This window comes from Geminicoccus roseus DSM 18922, assembly GCF_000427665.1.
GTDB lineage: Bacteria > Pseudomonadota > Alphaproteobacteria > Geminicoccales > Geminicoccaceae > Geminicoccus > Geminicoccus roseus.
Map to the genome: position 1 here is coordinate 1,559,211 of NZ_KE386572.1, position 14,885 is coordinate 1,574,095.

General features: G+C 69.6%; 16 protein-coding genes and 1 pseudogene. 10 read left to right on the plus strand and 7 right to left on the minus strand.

Annotated elements, in window-relative coordinates:
- Position 1: 1 nt before the first annotated feature.
- Positions 2–763, minus strand: coding sequence for an ABC transporter ATP-binding protein (locus GEMRO_RS0108495; RefSeq protein ID WP_240476634.1), 762 nt, complete (start codon positions 761–763; stop codon positions 2–4).
- A 387-nt stretch (positions 764–1,150) separates the two neighbouring features.
- Here GEMRO_RS0108495 and GEMRO_RS0108500 point away from each other — a divergent pair, with 387 nt between their 5' ends.
- The 4 genes from GEMRO_RS0108500 to GEMRO_RS35210 all read left to right on the plus strand — a co-directional run bounded on the left by GEMRO_RS0108500 (position 1,151) and on the right by GEMRO_RS35210 (position 2,861).
- The gene (locus GEMRO_RS0108500; protein ID WP_084506716.1) at positions 1,151–1,459 is read left to right on the plus strand and encodes a DUF1127 domain-containing protein; all 309 of its coding nucleotides are present in this window, start codon (positions 1,151–1,153) and stop codon (positions 1,457–1,459) included.
- Positions 1,460–1,538: 79 nt separating this feature from the next.
- A complete protein-coding gene (locus GEMRO_RS0108505; protein WP_027133648.1) occupies positions 1,539–1,817 on the plus strand; it encodes a hypothetical protein in 279 nt (92 codons plus the stop codon).
- 171 nt (positions 1,818–1,988) lie between these two features.
- Positions 1,989–2,345 carry a calcium-binding protein gene (locus GEMRO_RS32525; RefSeq protein ID WP_276202850.1) on the plus strand — a complete coding sequence of 119 codons (357 nt, stop codon included), beginning with the start codon at positions 1,989–1,991 and terminating at the stop codon, positions 2,343–2,345.
- Between the two features lie 276 nt (positions 2,346–2,621).
- Positions 2,622–2,861, plus strand: a complete 240-nt coding sequence (locus GEMRO_RS35210) for a hypothetical protein (protein ID WP_051328856.1) — start codon at positions 2,622–2,624, stop codon at positions 2,859–2,861.
- Between the two features lie 17 nt (positions 2,862–2,878).
- On the opposite strand, the gene GEMRO_RS0108515 is transcribed toward GEMRO_RS35210, so the two are convergent.
- Positions 2,879–3,568 (minus strand): GntR family transcriptional regulator, encoded by a 690-nt coding sequence (locus GEMRO_RS0108515; RefSeq protein ID WP_027133649.1) that lies wholly within the window; start codon positions 3,566–3,568, stop codon positions 2,879–2,881.
- A 108-nt stretch (positions 3,569–3,676) separates the two neighbouring features.
- On the opposite strand from GEMRO_RS0108515, the gene GEMRO_RS0108520 reads away from it, so the two are divergent.
- From GEMRO_RS0108520 to GEMRO_RS0108535, 4 genes are all read left to right on the plus strand, one after another.
- On the plus strand, positions 3,677–4,750 hold the full coding sequence (locus GEMRO_RS0108520; RefSeq protein WP_027133650.1) for a 4-hydroxythreonine-4-phosphate dehydrogenase PdxA: 1,074 nt from the start codon (positions 3,677–3,679) through the stop codon (positions 4,748–4,750).
- Between the two features lie 43 nt (positions 4,751–4,793).
- On the plus strand, positions 4,794–5,780 hold the full coding sequence (locus GEMRO_RS0108525) for a TRAP transporter substrate-binding protein (protein WP_027133651.1): 987 nt from the start codon (positions 4,794–4,796) through the stop codon (positions 5,778–5,780).
- Positions 5,781–5,867: 87 nt separating this feature from the next.
- The gene (locus GEMRO_RS0108530) at positions 5,868–6,425 is read left to right on the plus strand and encodes a TRAP transporter small permease (protein WP_027133652.1); all 558 of its coding nucleotides are present in this window, start codon (positions 5,868–5,870) and stop codon (positions 6,423–6,425) included.
- Positions 6,422–7,705: a TRAP transporter large permease gene (locus GEMRO_RS0108535; RefSeq protein WP_027133653.1), complete on the plus strand. Its 1,284-nt coding sequence runs from the start codon at positions 6,422–6,424 to the stop codon at positions 7,703–7,705. Before GEMRO_RS0108530 ends, GEMRO_RS0108535 begins: the two co-directional genes overlap by 4 nt.
- 155 nt (positions 7,706–7,860) lie before the next feature.
- Here the strand turns inward: GEMRO_RS0108535 and GEMRO_RS0108540 are convergent, their stop codons facing one another.
- The 5 genes from GEMRO_RS0108540 to GEMRO_RS28500 all read right to left on the minus strand — a co-directional run bounded on the left by GEMRO_RS0108540 (position 7,861) and on the right by GEMRO_RS28500 (position 11,671).
- Positions 7,861–8,613 (minus strand): SDR family NAD(P)-dependent oxidoreductase, encoded by a 753-nt coding sequence (locus GEMRO_RS0108540; protein WP_027133654.1) that lies wholly within the window; start codon positions 8,611–8,613, stop codon positions 7,861–7,863.
- Between the two features lie 45 nt (positions 8,614–8,658).
- Positions 8,659–9,099: a hypothetical protein gene (locus GEMRO_RS0108545; protein WP_205624934.1), complete on the minus strand. Its 441-nt coding sequence runs from the start codon at positions 9,097–9,099 to the stop codon at positions 8,659–8,661.
- Between the two features lie 65 nt (positions 9,100–9,164).
- A complete protein-coding gene (locus tag GEMRO_RS0108550) occupies positions 9,165–9,830 on the minus strand; it encodes a nitroreductase (RefSeq protein WP_027133656.1) in 666 nt (221 codons plus the stop codon).
- Positions 9,831–9,865: 35 nt separating this feature from the next.
- Entirely contained in the window at positions 9,866–10,783 is a 918-nt protein-coding gene (locus tag GEMRO_RS0108555; RefSeq protein WP_084507747.1) for an MBL fold metallo-hydrolase, read from the minus strand.
- Positions 10,784–10,900: 117 nt separating this feature from the next.
- Positions 10,901–11,671: an SDR family oxidoreductase gene (locus GEMRO_RS28500; protein ID WP_051328857.1), complete on the minus strand. Its 771-nt coding sequence runs from the start codon at positions 11,669–11,671 to the stop codon at positions 10,901–10,903.
- 227 nt (positions 11,672–11,898) lie between these two features.
- On the opposite strand from GEMRO_RS28500, the gene GEMRO_RS0108565 reads away from it, so the two are divergent.
- Both GEMRO_RS0108565 and GEMRO_RS28505 read left to right on the plus strand, forming a co-directional pair.
- A complete protein-coding gene (locus GEMRO_RS0108565; protein ID WP_027133658.1) occupies positions 11,899–13,494 on the plus strand; it encodes a winged helix-turn-helix domain-containing tetratricopeptide repeat protein in 1,596 nt (531 codons plus the stop codon).
- Positions 13,495–14,083: 589 nt separating this feature from the next.
- Positions 14,084–14,885: pseudogene (locus GEMRO_RS28505) on the plus strand (IS630 family transposase); the annotation flags it as partial.

A 14,885-nucleotide genomic window follows, 5' to 3' on the forward strand; every position in this document is an offset into this window, starting at 1 on the left:
CTCACGAGGGGGGCCCCTCCGGCCCGGCCTCGACCCCGCCCAGGTAGGCGTCGATCACCCTGGGATCGCGCCGCACCTCCTCGGCGCTGCCCTCCATCAACAGCCGTCCGCCGGCCATCACCAGGACCGGCCGGCACAAGGACATCACCAGGTCCATGTCGTGCTCGATGATCAGGAAGGTGACGCCCTGGGCATTGAGCGCGCGGATCTTCTCGACGATCACCGCCATCAGCGGCGGCGCCACCCCGGCCCCCGGCTCGTCCAGCAGCACCAGGCGCGGGTCCAGCATCATCACCCGGGCCAGCTCCAGCAGCTTGCGCTGCCCGCCGGACAAAGTGCGCGCCGGCGCCTCGGCCAGCCGGTCCAGGCCGACGAAGCGCAGCCAGTCCATGGCGCGGGCCTGCACCGAGGCTTCCTCCCGGGCCACCCGGGAAGGAGCGCTCCACACCCGCCAGAACCGCTCGCCGGCCTGGCCGGGTGCGGCGACCATGACATTGTCCAGCACGCTCATCGCCGGGAACGGCCGCGGGATCTGGAAGGTCCGGCCGATGCCGTGGCGGGTGCGCTGGTCCGGGCGCTGCCGCTCGATCCGGTGCCCGCCAAAGGTCAGGCGGCCGCTGTTGGGCCGGTACATGCCGGCGATCAGGTTGAACAGCGTGGTCTTGCCGGCCCCGTTCGGGCCGATCAGCCCGGTGATGCTGCCGGCCTGGAGCGTGAACGACACGTCGTCGACGGCGCGCACCCCGCCGAACCGCCTGGTCAATCCATGTGCCTGAAGCAAGTCTGCCGCCTGTAATGCGCATGCGCCGCCCGTGACGGGTTAGCGATGAACGGCGCAAAGGACAATCCGCGCCCTCTGATGCAGCGCAACAAGGCAGAGCCTGCGGAAATCTTGGGCACCAGCTAAGGATTTCTTAGGTGCCGTCTGGATTTGCGTCGGATTGATCACGGTTCCGTGACGAAAAGATGCAGCGATCTGTTTACGCAGCGCTGCGATGCAGCATGGCGGGTAGTGGGCGCGCGATCCCAGTCCTATCTTCCTGTTCGTTGGGTCCGACCAAGAGATCCGTGAGATCGGGAAGGTCCGGGAACAACCCGCCGCACGCTGGCATGAAGTCCAGCGTGTCGGCATCCGAGTGGAGTGGAATAAATGGGTATCGTGCAGCAAATCCTCGACAGCCTTGGTACACAGTTTCGTGCTTACGAGACTCGTCGCTCGCTGAACCGCTTGAGCGACCGCAGCCTTGCTGATCTTGGCATGGAGCGCGACCTGATCGCCGACATCGCGACCATGGCCGCGGCCCGCAACAGCGGCACCGTCTCGCTGGCCGAGATCCGCGACATGGCTCAGCAGGCCATGCAGGCCCGCCAGGTCGAGCAGCTGGCGCCCTCCTCGCCCTCGCCGCTGGCAGCGCTCCTGGGCACGCCCAAGAGCAGCCGCCTGGCCCTTGCCGACTGACCACCATCGACCTTTGCCGGAAACGGCACCTCGCCGGCTTCCTTCTGACCGCCGGCTTTCTCCTGACTGGATGACTTTCATGCTTGCGAACCTCACCGCGCTCGTCCGCTCGACCGACGCTTGGCGCCGGTTCGAGATCGCCCGTTTCCACAACGCCGCCCTGGCCCGCGTCCGCGCCGAGCTCTCGAGCTACCGCCCGCACGAGCTGGCCGGCGACCTCGGCATCTCCACGGCCGACATCGAGCCGCTGGCCCAGGAAGAGGCGCGCCGCCGCACCGAGCTGCACATCGCGCGCCACCCGCATCTGCGCGGCGCCGCCGGCAGCCTCAGCGCCGATCTGGGCCTGGCCGGCGCCTGACGCCCCGGCCTCCACCAGGGCTCCTGCGTCCCGGCCCCGGGGGCTCCGGCGGCCTCCCCCGCCGACGCCTGGCCCCTTGCCGCACGATGACGCCCGCCCCTTGGCCGACGAGCCGGGGCGGGCTTTGTCGTTTCTTTGAGCGCCGCCGCGGCCCGGCTGTTTCCCACCATGATGCTTAACGTCCGAGGACCGCTTGCCATCCTGCCCCTCCGGCCCGGTCCGCCGAGCAACAGGAAGCATCGGACGGCAACCCTTCTCGGCAGCGTCGCCGACGACCTCCTGATCGGATCGATGGTCGACGACGCGATCCATGGCGCAGCCGGGCATGACCGCCTGTTCGGCCGAAGCGGCGCCAACCTGCTGAAGAGCGGTGCCGGCGACGACATCCTGGTCGGTAGCGCGGGCGACGACACTCTGTTCGGCAACCAAGGCGCTGACCTTCTCCACGGCGGAGCCGGCAACGACCAGCTCGACGGCGGCATCGGCGACGACGTCCTGGTCGGACAGTCCGGCTTCGGCCGTCTCTAGGGCGGCGACGGACGGGACAGCCTCAGCGGGTCCGGGGAACTGCGGGGTGGTGCCGGCAACGACGATGTTACCGGCAGCGTCCTGGGCGGTGGCGACGGCAATGACGGGCTGGATGGCGCCGACGGCGACGACCTCCTGTTCGGAGGCACCGGCGACGACATCCTGAATGGCATCGACCAGCGCGGCGGCAACGACATCCTGGTCGGCGGCCCGGGCGACGACCGCTACCTGTTCACGATCAACGGCGCCGACACCAGTCTCGGCCGCGACCTGGTCGTGGACAGCGGCGCGTTCCGCCTGGTCGTGGGCGACGACAGCGTGCCTCTGGACGGTAACGGCGACGGCGTCATCGATGAAGGCGACCCCCTGGCAACCATCGGCCAGGCGACCTTCGACGGCCGCGCCGCCGCCTCCCTGCAGCTGGAGATCAACCATTCCAGCAGCACCGGCTACGCGGCGCTGTTCGGCATCACCGCGATCGGCGGCGACGTGATCCGCTTCAGAGTCGAGGTCTGACCGGCAGCCGCTGCCCCTCAGACCACGGTCTTTACTCGGTCCCAGGTGTTCATCAGGTGCCGGGCCAGCACCTCGCCCAGACGCTCGCCGTCGCGCACCGCCAGCGCCTGCGCCATCTCCTCGTGCTCGGCTACGGCGCTGGCCCAGGCGTCGGGACCGCGATTGCCCAAAAAGCGGATCCGCTTCAGGCGCGCCTGGATGTTGGCCTGCACCTCGATCAGCGTCGGGTTGCGCGACAGCCGGGCGATCTGCGTGTGGATCGACTGGTTCAGCTTGTAGTAGGGCAGCCGGTCGCGCCGGGCGTAATGCTCCATCATCGCCTGGTGGATCGCCAGGAGCCCGGCTAGCTCCGTGTCGGTGGCGCGCGCGCAGGTGAGCCGGCCGGCCAGCTTCTCCAATTCGGCCAGCACCTCCAGCATCGCGAACACGTCCTGGGCAGTCAGCCGGCGCACCACGCTGCCGCGCGACGGGCGGATGTCGATCAGCCCCTCGCCCGCCAGGGTGCGCAGGGCCTCGCGCAACGGCGTGCGCGACACGCCCAGCGTCTCCACCAGCGCCTGCTCGTTGATCCGGGTGCCGGGTGCGAGATGGCCCTCGATGATCAGGTCGCGCAGCCGCTCGGCGACCTGCTCGTGCAGGGTCTGCCGCTGGATGAGCCCCGACGGCGGCAGGACGCCGTCCTCCTGCCCGCTCTGCGCTTCCGACAATGCCACGCTCCGCCCCCTGCCGTCCCGCCGCCAGCCATACGCCAAAATCGGTTGTGTGGGCAGATGGGCATATTGTATGCAAAATGCATTAGGGGAGCTGGAGTGCCGATGTTCAAGGATCAGGTGGTCGCGTTCGCCATGGGCGATCCGGCGGGAATCAGCCCGGAGCTGGCCGCGCGGCTGCTGACCGGCGAGGTTGCCGACCAGGCGGTGATGCTGGTGCTGGGCGACCGCCGGGTCCTGGAGCTGGGCGCCCGCCATGCCGGGGTCGAGCTCGACCTGCCGGTGCTGTCCGCAGGCGAGCTGGGCGATGCCCGCCCGACCCGCTCCTGCCTGGTGGATCTCGGCCATTGCGATCCCGCCGACCTGCAGCCGGGGGTCGCCAGCGCCGCCGGCGGGCGCTCGGCCCTGGCCAATTTCCGCCTGGCGCTGCGCGCGGCCGATGCCGGCTATGCCGACCTCGTGTTCTTCACGCCGTTCAACAAGCACGCCATGCGCTTAGGGGAGCCGGCCTATGTCGACGAGATCGGCTTCATCAACCGCACGCTCGGCACGACCCGCAGCGGCAGCGAGTTCAACGTGCTGGACGAGGTCTGGAACGCCCGGGTCACCTCGCACATCCCGCTCTCCCAGGTGGCGGGCGCGCTCAGCGCCGAGCGGGTGTTCGAGAGCCTGCGCCTGACCGTGCGGACCATGGAGGGGGCCGGCTTCAGCCGTCCCCGGATCGGAGTGGCGGCGCTCAATCCCCATGCCGGCGATGGCGGCCTGTTCGGCACCGAGGACGACCAGGTGATCCTGCCGGCGGTGGAGCGGGCGCGCGCCCTGCAGATGGCGGTGACCGGCCCGGTGCCGTCCGACACCGTGTTCATGCGCGCGGTGAAGGGCGAGTTCGACGCGGTGCTGACCATGTACCACGACCAGGGGCAGATCGCGATGAAGCTGATCGGCTTCGACCGCGGCGTCACCCTGATCGCCGGCTACCCGTTCCCGATCGTCACCCCGGCCCACGGCACCGCCTACGACATTGCCGGCCAGGGCATCGCCAACCCCAATGCCGCGCAGAAAGCCATCGAGCTCGGCCTGAAGCTGGCAGCCCGGGCCACCGGTCCGCGCGACGACGTGGCGATGCCGACCTTCGCGGCGCTGGCTGCAGGCGCCCTGGAGGGCGGCCCGCCCGGCTGAGCCGGCCGCTCACGACGATCCGTTGCACCAAGGGAGGACGATAATGAATCAGATCACGTGGAAGGGGCTGCTCGCGGGCGCCGTCCTGCTGGCCGGCACCGGCATGGCCCAGGCCCAGGAAGAGATCATCTTCGGCATCAGCGCCGCCAACGGCTCCCTGCAGGAGCGCACCGCCAGCGAGTTCGCCCGGCGCGCCAACGAGAAGCTGGGCGACCTGGCGGTGGTGAAGGTGTTCGACTCCTCCCAGCTTGGGAAGGACAAGGACATGATGCAGAAGATCAAGCTCGGCACCATGCACCTCACCCTGCCCTCCTCGACCATGCCGGAAGTGGCCGCCGAATACGCCCTGTTCGACCTGCCCTTCCTGATCAAGGACCGCGGCCAGCTCGCGACCATCGACGAGACTTTGTTCAAGGACGTGCTGGTGCCGGCCGCCGAGGCCAAGGGCTACCGGCCGCTGGCGATCTGGGAGAACGGCTTTCGCCAGATCACCAACAACAGCCGGCCGATCGAGACCCCGGCCGACCTGGAAGGCCTGAAGATCCGCACCCCCAACTCGTCCTGGCGGGTGGCGATGTTCCAGGCCTACGGCGCCAATCCCACACCGATGTCGTTCTCCGAGGTGTTCGTGGCGCTGCAGACCGGCGTCATCGACGGCCAGGAGAACCCGCTCACCAACATCGAGGCCGGCAAGCTCGACGAGGTGCAGAAATTCCTCTCGCTCACCGACCACATCTACTCCCCGGCCTTCCCGACCGTGGGCGTGAACGCGTTCGGCAAGCTCGACCCCAAGATCCAGGACGTGCTGGCAAAGACCGCCCAGGAAGTCGCGGTCTGGGCGCGCGAGCAGGGCGAGGGCGAGGACGACCAGCTGCTGCAGCAGCTCACCGACAGCGGCATGCAGGTCAACAAGGCCGACCGCCAGGCCTTCGTCGACGCGTCCGCGCCGCTCTACGAGAAGTTCGCCGCCGAGGTGGAGGGCGGCCAGGAGATGATCGACCAGGTGCTCTCCATGGCCGAGCAGCCCTAAGCATCCGGACCACCGGCAGGCGGGAATGCCCTTCCCGGCCTGCCGGTTCCTGACTGGCGCGGTTCCTTCCGGGAAGGCTGAACACCCATGGCCAGGCTCGCCCGCTGGCTCGACATCTTCTTCCAGGTGGTGACCCTGGCCCTCCTGGTGTCGCTCACCGTGGTCGTGCTGCTGGGGGTGGGCTTCCGCTACTCCGGCCGCTCGCTGATCTGGTACGACGAGGTGGCGTCCATGCTCCTGGCCTGGATCACCTTCGCCGGGGCCGGGCTGGCGACGCTGCGCAACGCCCATCTGGGCTTCAGCGGCCTCCTGTTCGGCCTGCCGCGTCCGGCCCGCACCGCCTTGTTCGTGCTGGTCGAGCTCCTGTTCGTCCTGACCTTCCTGGTGATCGGCTGGGCCGGCTGGGCGATCCTGGAGATCTTCGCCGGCGAGACGCTGATCTCGGTCCGCTTCGTCACCCGCAGCTTCGTGCAGAGCATCCTGCCAATCGGCGCCGGCCTGATCGTGCTGTCCCGCCTTCTGACCCTGCCGCAGCGCTGGCGGGACGTGCAGGAGGGCCAGGATCCGGAAACACAGGAGATCCGCGAGGAGATCGCCCGGGCCGAGCAGGAGCTGCAGGGCATCCGCCTGGAGACGCCGCGATGACCGAGGCCCTGGTCCTGTTCGGCATGTTCCTGATGATCGCGGTCGGCCTGCCGATCGCGGTGGCGATCCTGACCAGCGCCCTGGTCGGCGTCTGGCTGCTCAACGGCTCGCTGGGCTTTCTGAACGCCGCGCTCTCGATCTTCGACGGCGCCACCAGCTTCCCGCTGATCGCGATCCCGCTGTTCATCCTGGCCGGTGCTTTGATGAACACCGGCGGGATCTCGCGGCGGCTGATCGCGTTCGTGTCCGCGCTGATTGGCTTCATGCGCGGCGGCCTCGCCATGGTGAATGTCGGGGTCTCCCTGTTCTTCGCCGAGATCTCCGGCTCGGCCGTGGCCGACGTCGCCGCGATCGGCTCGGTGATGATCCCGGCCATGAAGAAGAAGGGCTACAGCGCCAGGCTGGCCGCGGCGGTCACCTCGTCCTCGGCCTCACTGGCGATCATCATCCCGCCCTCGATCCCGATGATCCTCTATGGCGCCCTGTCCGACACTTCGATCGTCCGGCTGTTCGTCGCCGGGATCGTGCCGGGCCTCCTGGGCGGGCTCGGGATGATGGCGCTCTCCTACTGGTTCGCGGTCCGCTACGACCTGCCGCGCGAGGAGGCGTTCAGCCTGAGGCGCCTGGCCAAGGCCACGAAGGAGGCCGCCTGGGCGCTGGTGCTGCCGGTGATCATCCTGGGCGGCATCTTCGGCGGCTTCGTCACCGCCACCGAGGGGGCGGGCCTCGCCGTGGTGGCGGCGCTCCTGATCGGCGGGCTGGTCTATCGCGAGATCGACCTTGCCAAGCTCTACCACGCGATGATCGAGGGGGTGATCCAGACCGCCGTGGTCATGCTGCTGGTGGCGACCTCGGCGGTGCTGGGCCTCTACCTCACCGAGACCGAGCTGCCGCAGCGCCTGGCCGCCGGCATCACCACGCTGACCACCGACAAGTTCATGGTCCTGATGATCATCAACCTGTTCCTGTTCTTCGTGGGCATGGTCCTGCACGGCGCCGCGGCGATCATCCTGACCGTCCCGATCTTCATGCCGCTGGTCCACCAGATCGGCATCGACCCGATCCAGTTCGGCATCCTGCTCACCCTCAACATCGCGCTTGGCCAGCAGACCCCGCCGGTGGCCAGCGTGCTGGTGACCGCCTGCTCGATCGCCCGCACCGACATCTGGCGCACCACCCGGACCAACCTGCCCTTCATCGGCGTGCTGGCCCTGATCCTGATCCTGGTCACCTATGTCCCGGCCGTGTCCCTGTCGCTGGTCGACTTCTTCTACGGCTGAACCCGAACGACCGCCCCGGCCTCTCCCTGGCCCGGCAGGTCGGGGAGGGGCCGCAGCCGATGCAGGCTCAGGCTCGTCCGCTCGATCTAGGGACCATCATCCGCCAGGGCCCGTGCGACGTCCGGGCCCGGCAGCACAGGATGGCCACGCCTGCCTCAGGCCAGGCCCAGCCCGCCATCGACGGCGATCACCTGGCCGGTCACCCAGTCGAACGCCGGATTGGCCAGCTGCACGACCCAGGCGGCGACCTCGTCCGGCTCGCCGCGCCGGCCGAGCGGGATCCGCTGGCGCTCCTGCTCCCTCACAGTTTCCGCCTGCGCCGCCGACAGGTTCATCATCCCGGTCAGCGCCGCCGATTCGGTCGGTCCCGGTGCTACCGCATTCACCCGGATGCCCTGGGGCGCCAGTTCCAGCGCCCAGCAGCGGGTAAGCTGCTCCAGCGCGGCCTTGCTGGCGGCATAGTGCGCGAGGCCGACGGCCGGTCGATGGCCGTACGTGCTGGAGATGTTGACGATCGTGCCGCGCACCGCGGCCAGGTGAGGCAGGGCCGCTGTCGCCAGCAGGCTGGGCCCCACGACATTTACCGCGAAAATCCGCTCGATCTGCGCGGCGGTGGCCTCGGCCAGCGGCAGGATCGCGCCCGCCCCGGCATTGTTGACCAGCACGTCCAGGCGGCCGAAGCGCTCGATCGCCATGTCCACCGCACGCGCCGCGTCCTCAGGATCGGCCGCATCCGCCACCAGGCCGATCATGCCGGGATGTTCCGCCGCGCTCGCTTCCAGGGCCGCGGCGCGCCGACCGGTGATGACGACGTTTGCCCCAAGGCTGGCGAAGCGCCGGGCGGCCGCCCGGCCGATGCCGGAGCTTCCCCCGGTGACGAGGACGGTCTTCTGGTTCAGCGATGACATGGCTTTGCCTCGATGCAGGGCATGAAAGGGGGAGGACGCGGCGGGTCAGGCGTAGGCGCTGCCGCGGGCATGCCGCTGGCTGATCGCCCAGAAGGTCAGGACCGCGCCTACGATCGCGGGGAGGCTGACGGCGGGAAAGTCGCGCAGGAGGGCCGAAGGCGCGCAGATGCCCACCGCCACTTCCCACAGGTGGAACGCGGCATGCGCGGCCAGCCACAGGGTCGCCACGAGCCACAGGCCGATGCGGCGCTCCGGCCGGGCCAGGCCGACGCCAAAAGCGACGCCGAGAAAAAGCTGGATGAGCCCGATGTCGCGAATGAAGTGCTGATTGAAGAAGCCCGTGTCGGTGACGCCGGGCACCGAATCGTACCAGACTTGGGGCGTCGCCAGCATGAACAGGCCGTTGGCGGAGAGAAACAGCGTGTTGAATGCCACCATGCTGAGGATCAGCATCGCGACAAGGCTGTTCTCGTCGATGGACTTCATGTTCCATCATCCTTGGCAGGCAGGGGAATGATTCGCCGTGATGGCACGGCCCAGGCCGCGCGGCGCTAGCCGCCGACGAACGTCACCGTCTGGTCGAGCGGGACGCGGCCCGTGCGGGGCGTGCTCGCCATGGGGTCCTCGTAGCCGACCGACATGCCGCAGAAGAGGATGAGCCCGTCGGAAGGGGACAGGACCTCCGCGACCGTCTCGCGGACCTGGGACCACGCCATCTGCGGGCAGCTGTGCAGCCCTTCGGCGCGGAGCAGCAGCATGACCGTCTGCAGGTACATGCCGACATCGGCCCATTGTGGCCGGCCGAGGTCGCGGTCGATGTAGCAGAACAGGGCCGCGGGTGCGCCAAAGCAGTTCCAGTTGGCAATGGCCGCCCGCTGGCGCGCCTCCCAGTCCTCGCGCGCAATACCCAAGGCACTGTAGCGCTCCTTGCCGAAGGCGGACCGGCGCTCCCCGTAGGGGGACTTCAGCGCGGGCGGGTACATCTCGTACTGCCGCTCATCCCAGGGGTCGCCGTGGGCCACGCGCTCGATGGCGCGCGTCTTGAGCTCGGCCAGCGGCGCACCGGTCAGCACATAGGTGTTCCACGGCTGGATGTTCGAGCCGGAAGGCGACCAGGCCGCGGCGGACAGCACGCGCTCCAGCACCTCCCTCGCCACGGGCCGGTCCTTGAACCCGCGCACGGATCGCCGGCTGACGACGGCCTCGTAGACGTCCATGATCGTTTCTCCGCTGGTTGGGGCTGGAAGGGCAGTCAGTACTCCCAGACGGCCGGCACCCAGCGGAATGCGTCGCCGGCGGCCGCCACATGGCAGATCGACGGGAACGGCAGGTGGGTGGCCACCAGCGGCTCGCGGTTCGCCGCCAGTTCCCGCAAGAGCCGGACCCGGACCCGTTCTGCCTCCTCGGGATCGTGCTCGAAGCCGTTGTGCCAGTCGGGGTGGTCGAACCCGACCGTGAACACGGCGTCGCCGGCGAACGTCAGCCGGTCGCCGCCGGACGCCAGGCGGACCACGCTGTGTCCGGGGGTGTGGCCGCCGGTGCGACGGACGAGCACCCCCGGCGCCACCTCGTACTCCGTCTCGAACGGCCGCAGCTGGCTGCCATACTCGTGGAGGAACCGCGTAGCGGTGGATCGGAGCGCGTCGGGGAACCCTGGCGGCATGGCGGTGCGGGAGAAATCGGGTGCCGCCCAGAACTTCGCCTCGGCGGCCGCCACGTGGATCCGCAGGTCCGGACGCAGCCGCTCCCTCAGCCCGTCGGCGAGCAGCCCGCCGATATGGTCCATGTGCAGGTGGGTCAGCACCACGTCGGTCACGGCGGCGAGATCGATGCCGGCTGCCTCCAGGCGCTCGACCAGCCGGCCGGCGCGCGGCAGGTTCAGGTCCGGGTCGGCGCCCAGGCCGGCGTCGATGAGGATGGTCCGGCCGCCGCTGCGCACCACGACCACGTTCAGCGCCCAGTCGAGCACGTCCGGCGGCAGGAACATGTCGTTCAGCCAGGCCGCCCGGGCGGACGGGTCGGCGTTGTGGCCCAGCATCTCGCCCGGCAGCGACAGCACGCCGTCGCTGACCACCAGCACGTCGATGTCGCCGACCTGCATCGCATAGCGCGACGGGACCAGCTCGTCGGGCCTGGGTCCGACGGCATGCGGATGATTCTCAAAGCTCATGTTCGTCTCCTGTGGGCTGCCTTGCTCCAGCATCGACGCCGGATCGGGCCGCGATGGCGGTGGACCGGGCAAAGGGGGAGGGGAGCCCGCGACGCGGAGGGGTGATCCAGGACAAGGTCAGCCGCGGGATGGCTGGTCGGCGCGCACGGTATGCCCGAGCCAGTCGCCAAAGCGGGTCGCCCCGAGCCGGGCACTGTCGCCGGCGGTCAGGGAGCGGTCGTCGAGCTCGGTGCCGAAGTAGCGGGCATGGATGTCCGACACGACCGTGCGCGGGTCCGCGGCGGCGCGCAGGAAGCTGCCGACCAGCTCGTCGAGGGGGATCTTCTCCGGCCCGGCGACCTCGACCATGCCGTTGCGGGGCGCTGCGAGCGCGACCTCGGCCAGAGCGGCCACCACGTCGGCCGAGGCGATCGGCTGGAGCAGGGCCGGCGACACGCGGACCGTCTGCCCGACCGTGCCTGAATCGGCGATCCGGCCGACGAACTCGAAGAACTGGGTCGCCCGGACGATGGTGTAGGGAATGCCGGAGCCCGCGATCAGCCGCTCCTGGGCAAGCTTCGCGCGAAGATAGCCGCTCTCGGGCGAGCGTTCGCTGCCCACCACCGACAATGCCACGTGATGGCGCACGCCGGCGGCCGAACCGGCCGCGAGCAGGTTGCGGCTCGAGGTCTCGAAGAAGGCCAGCACCGCCTGGTCCTCGAAGGACGGCGAGTTCGCCACGTCGATCACCACCGCGGCGCCGGCCAGCGCCTGGGCCAGTCCCTCGCCGGTGATGCTGTTGACGCCCGTGTTGGGAGAGGCCGCCACGACCTCGTGGCCGCCGCGGCGCAGGGTGTCGACGAGCTTCGACCCGATCAGGCCGGTGCCGCCGATGACGACGATCTTCATGGGCTCATCCTCCGACATCGCTGGCCGCTCTTGCCGCGGCCGATGGGCGAAGGTTGCCGCAAGTCGGTGGGCAAGACCTTGTCGCGACCTTGGAATTCCCGTGGGATTGGCGTGGATATCTGTCCACGGACCGGCGCCCGGGTGCTATCAGACGCCTTCCCGGCCAGGGCGGGCCGTGGGCCGCCCTGGCTTCTGCCCTCGGGGCGAGGGGGATGAAGGAACCGCACATGCGTCTGGCGTTCGGGGAGTGCGTGCTCGATTCCGACCGGCGCGAGCTCTTTCGCGGGTCCGAGGCGGTCGCGGCCGCTCCCCAGGTCTTCGACCTGCTGCTCTATCTCGTGGAGAACCGCCGGCGCGTCGTGAGCCGGGACGACCTGCTCGACGCGGTATGGGGCGGCCGGATCGTGTCCGAATCGACCCTGGCCAGCCATGTCAACGCGGTGCGCCGGGCGATCGGCGACAGCGGACAGGATCAGCGCCTGGTCCGCACCGTCGCCCGCAAGGGCTTCCGGTTCGTGGGCGAGGTGAGCGAGGTGGTGGGCGGGGACGGACCGGGCGTGCCCGGCGGCGAGGCCGACCTGCCGGCCGAACCGGCGGCGGTTCTGCCGCTTCCCGACCGCCCCTCGATCGCCGTGCTGCCGTTCGTCAACCTGAGCGGCGACCCGGACCAGGACTATTTCGCCGACGGGGTGGTGGAGGACATCATCACCGCCCTGTCGCACATCCGCTGGCTGTTCGTGATCGCCCGCAACTCGAGCTTCACCTACAAGAACCGCGCCGTGGACGTGCGGCGGGTGGGACGCGAGCTGGGCGTGCGCTACGTGCTGGAAGGCAGCCTGCGCCGCACGCCTGGCCGGGTGCGCATCACCGCGCAGCTGATCGATGCGACCACCGGCATCCATGTCTCGGCCGACCGCTTCGACGGCACGCTCGACGACATCTTCGAGCTGCAGGACCAGGTCGCCTCCAGCGTGGTCGGTGCCATCGCCCGGCAGCTGGAGCGGGCGGAGATCGAGCGCGCCAGGCGCAAGCCGACCCGGAGCCTCGACGCCTACGACTACTACCTGCGGGGGATGGCGCACCTGCACCAGGGCAGCCGCGAGGACATGGACCTGGCCCTGCCGCTGTTCCGCCAGGCCGTTCAGCTCGACCCGGGCTTCGCTTCCGCCTATGCGATGGCCGCCTGGTGCCATTTCTGGCGCAAGGTCAATGGCTGGATGACGGACCGCGAGCGCGAGAGCGCCGAGGGGATCCGGCTGGCGCGGCTGGCGGTGGAACTGGGCCGGGACGATCCGGTCGCGCTGACCCGCAGCGGCCATGCGCTCGGCCATCTGCTGGGCGACCTCGACGGCGGCATCGCACTTCTCGACCGGGCGCTGGCCCTGGATTCCAACCTGGCGGCGGCCTGGTTCCTGGGCGGCTTCCTGCGGGCGTGGCGGGGCGAGCCGGAAGACGCCATCGCCCACTTCTCCCGGGCGATGCGCCTGAGCCCGCTGGACCCGGAAACGTACCGGATGCAGGCGGGGATGGCCCTGGCCCACCTGCTGGCCGGCCGCTTCGACGCCGCGTCGTCCTGGGCGGAAAAGGCCTTTCGGGACCTGCCGAGCTTCCTGATGGTGATCGGCATCATCGCGGCCAGCCATGCGCTGGCCGGCCGGTCCGAGGAAGCGGAACGGGCCATGCGGCGCCTGCGCCAGCTCGACCCCAGGCTGCAGGTCTCCGATCTGCGCCAATGGCTGCCGATCCGCCGCAGCGAGGATCTCGCTATGCTGGCCGAAGGCCTGCGAAGGGCAGGCCTGCCGGAAGGCCCCGGCCCCGGTTGAACGCCGCCCGCCCCGTCCGGCCACGCACCTGCCGGCAGCATCCGCCAGGCAAGGCCCGAATACGGCCCGGCCGCCTTGCGCCAGCCAGGAGGTGATGCCCCAAAGGACGCCCGCTCGAAACCGTCGCTCCCTTCCAGGCCAAGTCCGGGCAAGGGGTCCCAAGGAACGTAACTGGCTGCGTAGAGGCGCCAACCGGTCCGGCGGCCTTGGCCGCCGCGGCCCGCGCGCGCTGGCGCGAACACGGCCGGCCGAGCCCGTCCACTCCTTGCGCGCCGAGCCTGAGGCAAGGAGCGCCGTCGGCTGGCGGCTTTGGCGCGCGCCCGGCCCGATCAGCCCCTGCAGGTAGATCGGCGCCCACAGTCGTCGCTTCCTGTGCCCCATCGTCGCCAGCAAGGGCGCGAGCCAGTTTTCTAGATCTTCCCGCCAGTCTGTCGTCGCCTCGACCTTGCCCCACCAGACGGTCAGGACACGGCAACGGCTCAGACACCTGCAGGTTATGCCCAGGTAGTGCTAGTGGTCTGAGTTGAAGATCAGCTTGCAGTTGGATCAAGTTGGGCGATGGTAGCATCTTCGTTTGGAGGAGGCTGCCATGGCTCGTGGACCAAAGGCGATTGCTCTTGAGCTGACATCGGCGGAACGGGTGGCGCTGGAGAACCTGATCCGTCGACACAAGGTGGGACAGGCGCTGGCTTAAGCGTGCCCGGGTGGTGCTTGCCTGCGCCGAGCCGGAGGCCACCAATCTCGGGGTGGCCAGGGCGCTGGGCGTGAGCCGGCCGACGGCGGCCCTATGGCGCCGGCGTTTTGCCCTGCATCGACTGGAGGGTCTGGTCGATGCGCCGCGTCCTGGCGCACCAAGGCGGATCGACGATCAAGCCGTGGAGCGTCTGATCGCGTTGACCCTGGAAGAGATGCCGGCCAACGCCACCCACTGGAGCACCCGGTCGATCGCCAGGCGGGCTGGGATGAGCCAAAACGGCGGTGAGCCGGATCTGGCGTGCGTTCGGTCTGCGGCCCCACCGGGTGGAGGCGTTCAAGCTCTCCACCGATCCGGCCTTCGTGGACAAGGTGCGTGATGTGGTCGGCCTGTACTTGAACCCGCCGGACCGGGCCCTGGTGCTGTGCGTCGACGAGAAGCCGCAGATCCAGGCGTTGCGGCCGACCGCGCCGGTCCTGCCGATGCGGCCGGGACAACTCGAGCGCCATACGCACGACTACCGGCGCTGCGGCACGACCGATCTGTTCGCGGCCTTGGACATCAAGGCTGGCACCGTCATCGGCCGCTGCCAGCGCCGGCATCGCAGCATCGAGTTCCGCGCCTTCCTCGACACCATCGAGGCAGGCGTACCAGCAGATGCCGACGTTCACGTCGTGCTGGACAATGCCGCCACCCA

Coding starts and splice junctions, on each gene's coding strand:
- GEMRO_RS0108500 (WP_084506716.1), top strand. CDS start 1,151: ATGGGTATCGTGCAGCAAATCCTCGACAGCCTTGGTACACAGTTTCGT.
- GEMRO_RS0108505 (WP_027133648.1), top strand. CDS start 1,539: ATGCTTGCGAACCTCACCGCGCTCGTCCGCTCGACCGACGCTTGGCGC.
- GEMRO_RS32525 (WP_276202850.1), top strand. CDS start 1,989: ATGCTTAACGTCCGAGGACCGCTTGCCATCCTGCCCCTCCGGCCCGGT.
- GEMRO_RS0108520 (WP_027133650.1), top strand. CDS start 3,677: ATGTTCAAGGATCAGGTGGTCGCGTTCGCCATGGGCGATCCGGCGGGA.
- GEMRO_RS0108525 (WP_027133651.1), top strand. CDS start 4,794: ATGAATCAGATCACGTGGAAGGGGCTGCTCGCGGGCGCCGTCCTGCTG.
- GEMRO_RS0108530 (WP_027133652.1), top strand. CDS start 5,868: ATGGCCAGGCTCGCCCGCTGGCTCGACATCTTCTTCCAGGTGGTGACC.
- GEMRO_RS0108535 (WP_027133653.1), top strand. CDS start 6,422: ATGACCGAGGCCCTGGTCCTGTTCGGCATGTTCCTGATGATCGCGGTC.
- GEMRO_RS0108540 (WP_027133654.1), bottom strand. CDS start 8,613: ATGTCATCGCTGAACCAGAAGACCGTCCTCGTCACCGGGGGAAGCTCC.
- GEMRO_RS0108545 (WP_205624934.1), bottom strand. CDS start 9,099: ATGAAGTCCATCGACGAGAACAGCCTTGTCGCGATGCTGATCCTCAGC.
- GEMRO_RS0108550 (WP_027133656.1), bottom strand. CDS start 9,830: ATGGACGTCTACGAGGCCGTCGTCAGCCGGCGATCCGTGCGCGGGTTC.
- GEMRO_RS0108555 (WP_084507747.1), bottom strand. CDS start 10,783: ATGAGCTTTGAGAATCATCCGCATGCCGTCGGACCCAGGCCCGACGAG.
- GEMRO_RS28500 (WP_051328857.1), bottom strand. CDS start 11,671: ATGAAGATCGTCGTCATCGGCGGCACCGGCCTGATCGGGTCGAAGCTC.
- GEMRO_RS0108565 (WP_027133658.1), top strand. CDS start 11,899: ATGCGTCTGGCGTTCGGGGAGTGCGTGCTCGATTCCGACCGGCGCGAG.